A 4,866-nucleotide genomic window follows, 5' to 3' on the forward strand; every position below is an offset into this window, starting at 1 on the left:
CTTCGCCTAGCCTTGCGTTGAATTCAAAAGCCGATCCTGGTGAGCGACATGCAAAATCTGCATCTGCTCGAACAGGGTCAAAAGGTCTTCGGCTAAGTCTGCCCTGAAGCCCTTATGGTGGAAGTCGGCAACAATCTCGCGCTGGCGCGCAATGTGTCGCTCGCCCAAAAGCACCTGCTGCTCCAGCATCGCCAGAACGGTTTCCTTCATCGCTAAGCGATATCAGATTTCTCGCGCTTCATATAGGGACCGCGCTTGCCTGGCTTTGGCGGCAATAGCGCCGCCGGGCCGCTTTCACCTTTAGGGACGGCGGTCGTTTCAAACATGGTCCGTACTGGTTTCTGCAACTGCGATTCAGACAACCTGAGCAAGCTGTAGCATGATGCCATCCGTGAAGCGGAGCGTCCTATTGAACGCTCTGTCGCGGCAACGATCCGGAGAGATAGCGCTTCCGGGTACCGAACAACGTGGCGGCCATCGCCTGCACCCCTGCATTCATGGCGCTTTGGTCACCGGCCTAAAATAGGAGCCAAATTTTTGAAATTGAGCCTTTTTGAGCCAGGCTCCGATGCGCCAGACGCGCAATGTCGAACACTCATCAGTTGAAGGTGCGCAGGAAGTCCAGGTGCATTTCAAGTTCGCGTTGCACCGCCTCGAAGTCTTGCAATAGACCTCGGGCCACTTCGGTCCGGTGGCCGTCGAGCGTCATCTCATCAATGAGTTTGCGCTGGCGAGCAATGCGTGCCCTGCCTTCGCGAACGTGGCGTTCTCCTCTTTCCACCTTGGTCTCGGTGCTCATGCTGAGACAAGGCGGCTAATGGCCTTAAGTTCCGCCGCCCAAACGGAACATTTGCTCGCTCCTGGAGTTGGTCGGCATGGACACTTGGACTTCCCTCGATATCAGCGCCGCAGCCCTGAAACGGGCGCAAAAGCTTCGCGAGGAAAATGACCGTGTTCGGGAGCAGGCGGCGGCGGAACTGGCCAGGGCTCGCGAACTGATTGCCGATATTGCCGGGCTTATGCACTGTCGCGACCTTAGGCGCCGTTGAACCGCGTGTCACCGGCAAGGACGCGGCGTCAATCCGCTGGAACGGACAAGGCCGGTGAACTAGGTTAGCTCGATCAAATGCCTGATGAGGTCATCGGGCACGACGGGTTTCACAAGACGCTGAACGCCCGAAAATTCGCTTGGGACAATGGTCCGGTCATACCCGGTGACGAATATGAACGGGATACCGTGCGCCTTCAATTCGGCCGCGACGGCGAAAGTCGCGGCAGCACCCAGCTTTATGTCAACCGTGGCGCATTCCACATCCTCGCTGGCGATTTTCCTCGATGCATCTTCAGGATTGGCCACAGGGCCAATTACCCTGCCGCCAGCTTCGGTGATCGCCTCTTCGAGTTCGGCGGCGATCAGATACTCATCCTCGACGACAAGGACTCGGCGTCCCTGCAGGGGCGCTGCCGGCTTGAACTGGCCTGAATTAATGGAAACGACAGAACACAACATCGACGCCCCCCTTTGGGTTGTCGGGTCATGAAGAGAACTTATACCTATTATTGGGGGGATTTGCGAGTCAATTTGGCGAGAACCGAATAGCCCGGCTGCTCAGCAGCATGACAGAGCGACAAGGATCGGGCGCCGGGCTATTCAGTAGGCCCGCTGCAGGGTTGGGGAGCTGGCAACGGGGATTGATGACGTGCTTAACGTCGTCACAGGCCACACAGTTCCCGACAATTCTAGGCTTTGGTTGTCAACGATATGATCGACCATAACATCCGCTCAAGGCTGGAGACGAGCCAGCCTTAAGGTTCCTTCCGCACGATCCAATCCACATGTTCGGGTCAACGGTCTCGTTGCCGGTCATGATACGCACCAATTTGGTGGCGCGAGGCCGCCATTCTTCTTCAGGAACGTTGTCCTCAGCAACCCACCGCAAGAAAGCCTGGCGGATCACGTCACATTCAAAAGCGGAAACGGACTCGCGAGAAGGGGTTTTGGCCATTGGGGTCGAACGCGGCTTAGGCCGATACGTTCCATCAACCTTCTTCCAGGAAATCCTGTAGCGAGGCATGGCGGGATCCGGCTTAGCTCGCCACTTGGCCGGGCCATCCGCAAGCCCCTTGCAGGGGCTGCATCATCAAACCAGGTAGGCAAGGAAAAGCCCGTCGCCGGGAGGGTAGCGACGGGCCTTGGGATGCCGGGGGCGCGATGGAGGCAGGGCCGCCTGTGGGCTCAATCAATTCCGGCTCGGATCGGTTCCAAAGAAAAAGCCTGATATCGCAAAGGCCGGACATTTTTTTCGCTCACCCTATCGAGTAGGGATGTCCTCCAAATGTTCCCTAAGTGATGTTCGACCTGATCCGATGGATGCTCCGCCGCCGCTAATTGCCAGGCCGCTGCTGCCCACACACAGTCCCTGCGAGTGCCCGACCTGCTGGGGATTTCGGGGGGACTTGGCACAGGCCGGGCTCTTGCATCGTGGGGCAGACAAGCATTATGCGCCGTTTCTGCAGCGACTGACATTAAGCTCTTCTAAGACTTAGCCAATAAAAAGCCCGCCACCGCGAGGACGCTGGTGACGAGCTGATTTGCCATTTAGCGGCTACACTCCTGAGAGATCGACCGCTTATTTGAACAAGCCCTCAACTGCCAGATCGTTCCCAACAGCAACGAGGATCCCTCGCCTCCGACCCCGCTTTATGCGATAGTGCGCAAGCCGCTCAGAGGGCGGCTGCAATGCCATTGTCGAGGTATGGTTATGTGTACACACCCGCAGAACTGGATTTACTCCAGCGGGTGTTTGACCAGCTATGTGGCGAGCGGCGGCTAGCTCTAAAAGATAGGGAACAGCGAAACGCCCTGGCTGCGGAAGTCATCCACGTTTTTCATAACGGGATAACGGTCGAAGCCGATCTGTTGCAGGCCATCTGTAAGTGAAGAAAAGTCTGAAGCGGCCCGTCGTCGTCTTCCACAAAGCGACGGGCCGCTCTCATTCGTGGCCACGGACCCGAGAGAATGAGGGTTGCCACTGTCCTATAAGCGCGACGCGGCAATTTCGGTTCCGAACAATTTTCCGACAAGTCGAATATATTAGCAGACGCTTGATTAAGCCGCCGACTGCACCAGAGTCAGCGTTTGGCGCTGTCGCGATCGGCTGCTGCCCGCGCCAGGAACATCTCCGTAACTTGTGGCAGGTTGCTCTTCAGCCACTCAGCCATCGCTTCCTCTTCCCGCAGATTCTGCTCGCAGACGCGGACGATCTGGGCTTCGCCCTTCGCATTCGCAGCAGCGATGAGGATAGTGTAAGAAGCGATTTCCATGTGCTCGAACGTGTAGCTGGCCAATGATCCCTTCATGACCTCGTCGCCCGCGAACACGCCGCTGAGCGACTGCGCCATCGCGGTCAGCTTGCCGCCCGCGTCCTTGAGCATGGAAGACCCCTCTTCAAGACCGTCCAGGCAGGTTCTCAACCGCTTAGCCTGCTCCCTGGTCTCTTCCAGGTGGATGCGGATTCTATCGCTGAGGTCGGGGTAGCTCTCGATGCGGCTCAATTGGCCCGATAGCATGGTCTCAGCTTGTTCTTCCATGGCGTGAGCATCCCTCAGCCATTGGATCAGCCATTCGCGCGATTCGGACATTGCTTGTCTCCATGATTTGATCGGAGCCAAACGTCTGCTGATGCGGTTTGTTCCTGAAGGTCACCGCCGAAGCGAGCCTAGTTCGCTTCCCAAAAATCCTTCAGCGAGGCGTGGCGAAGCTTCTCCTCGCCCTTCAGGAATTTGACGAGGCCGACCAGCCCCGGTTTCAGCCACTCAGCCTTTTCCTTCGCGAGGCCCTTCGGTGCAGGAGCGCCGGTCTTGCCCGCGACCCGGTCCCACAGAGCCTGCCGCTTGTCGGCTTTGAAGGTGACGAAGGCGCCCCCCATGTAGCGGCCGTTGTCCGCCATCAGCACCATTGCCGGCTTTCCGGCCTCCCGCTGCACACCGATGATGTCCATCTCCTTCTCGACGTAGCATTTGGCCTTTAGCCAATTGGTCGACGGGCCAGAGCGATACTTGCTATCCTTCCGCTTCGAAACGACACCTTCGAGGCCTGCCTGGTCCACAAGAAGGAAAACGGCAGCACCGCTTCCCGGAAGCGCCTCGCTGAACTGGATCCGCTGGTCTGCCGGGACCAGCGCCTCCAAGATTTCGCGTCGGTCCTCGAGCGGCATGTCTCGCAAATCGTGGCCATTCAGGTGCAGCAAGTCGAATGCGACGAAATAGAGGTCGTGCTGGCGCCGGGTGATGGCTGTGCGCAATTCGCCAAAATCGGAGACGCCCGCATCGTTCAGGACGATGATTTCTCCGTCTATAATCGCGCTTTGAACGTTCAGCCCTTTGGCGGTGTCCACCAGGTCACCGTATTTGGCTGTCCAATTGAGGCCGCGTCGCGTGAAAATGCGCACTTCGGCGTCATCGATGATGATTTGCGACCGGTAGCCGTCGAACTTGACTTCATGAATCCAACCGTCGCCCTCGGGCGGCCTGTCTACCAGGGTCGGCATCAAAGGCTCAATGAACTTCAAACGCATCCACTGAAACTCAACAGGCCCGCGATTCAAGGCATCAAACCTACCCTGATCGGTTCCGGAACATTTTAGCTAACTTGAATGTTTAGATCACTACCCCGGCTCAAAGCGGTAAAGAGGATGGCGCGAAATCCGCGAGTTGGTGACGAGATCACTTTGACAGCCACCATCCTGAAGGTGATGGAGGATGGTGTTTCGAGCGTGAGCATCCCGACTTACAACTTTCCCCTTGCGATCGACACGCCGAAGAAGGCCAGGGCCGGTGAAAAAGTCCCAATCAGCGGTTTTGCGA

5 protein-coding genes are annotated in these 4,866 nt (G+C 57.5%); all 5 read right to left on the reverse strand.

Going from position 1 to position 4,866, the window contains the following annotated elements; translation table 11 throughout:
- Nucleotides 1-6 precede the first annotated feature (6 nt).
- Nucleotides 7-210, reverse strand: coding sequence for a hypothetical protein (locus EOA33_RS24270; protein WP_127406781.1), 204 nt, complete (start codon nt 208-210; stop codon nt 7-9).
- A gap of 388 nt (nt 211-598) precedes the next feature.
- Nucleotides 599-799 carry a hypothetical protein gene (locus EOA33_RS24275; RefSeq protein ID WP_127406782.1) on the reverse strand — a complete coding sequence of 67 codons (201 nt, stop codon included), beginning with the start codon at nt 797-799 and terminating at the stop codon, nt 599-601.
- A 309-nt stretch (nt 800-1,108) separates the two neighbouring features.
- The gene (locus tag EOA33_RS24280) at nt 1,109-1,510 is read right to left on the reverse strand and encodes a response regulator (RefSeq protein WP_127406783.1); all 402 of its coding nucleotides are present in this window, start codon (nt 1,508-1,510) and stop codon (nt 1,109-1,111) included.
- Nucleotides 1,511-3,132: 1,622 nt separating this feature from the next.
- Nucleotides 3,133-3,642 carry a ferritin-like domain-containing protein gene (locus EOA33_RS24290; RefSeq protein ID WP_127406784.1) on the reverse strand — a complete coding sequence of 170 codons (510 nt, stop codon included), beginning with the start codon at nt 3,640-3,642 and terminating at the stop codon, nt 3,133-3,135.
- A gap of 77 nt (nt 3,643-3,719) precedes the next feature.
- Entirely contained in the window at nt 3,720-4,577 is an 858-nt protein-coding gene (locus EOA33_RS24295; protein WP_127406785.1) for an ATP-dependent DNA ligase, read from the reverse strand.
- Between the last annotated feature and the right edge of the window lie 289 nt (nt 4,578-4,866).

This window comes from Mesorhizobium sp. M4A.F.Ca.ET.050.02.1.1 (genome assembly GCF_003997725.1).
Classification (GTDB): domain Bacteria; phylum Pseudomonadota; class Alphaproteobacteria; order Rhizobiales; family Rhizobiaceae; genus Mesorhizobium.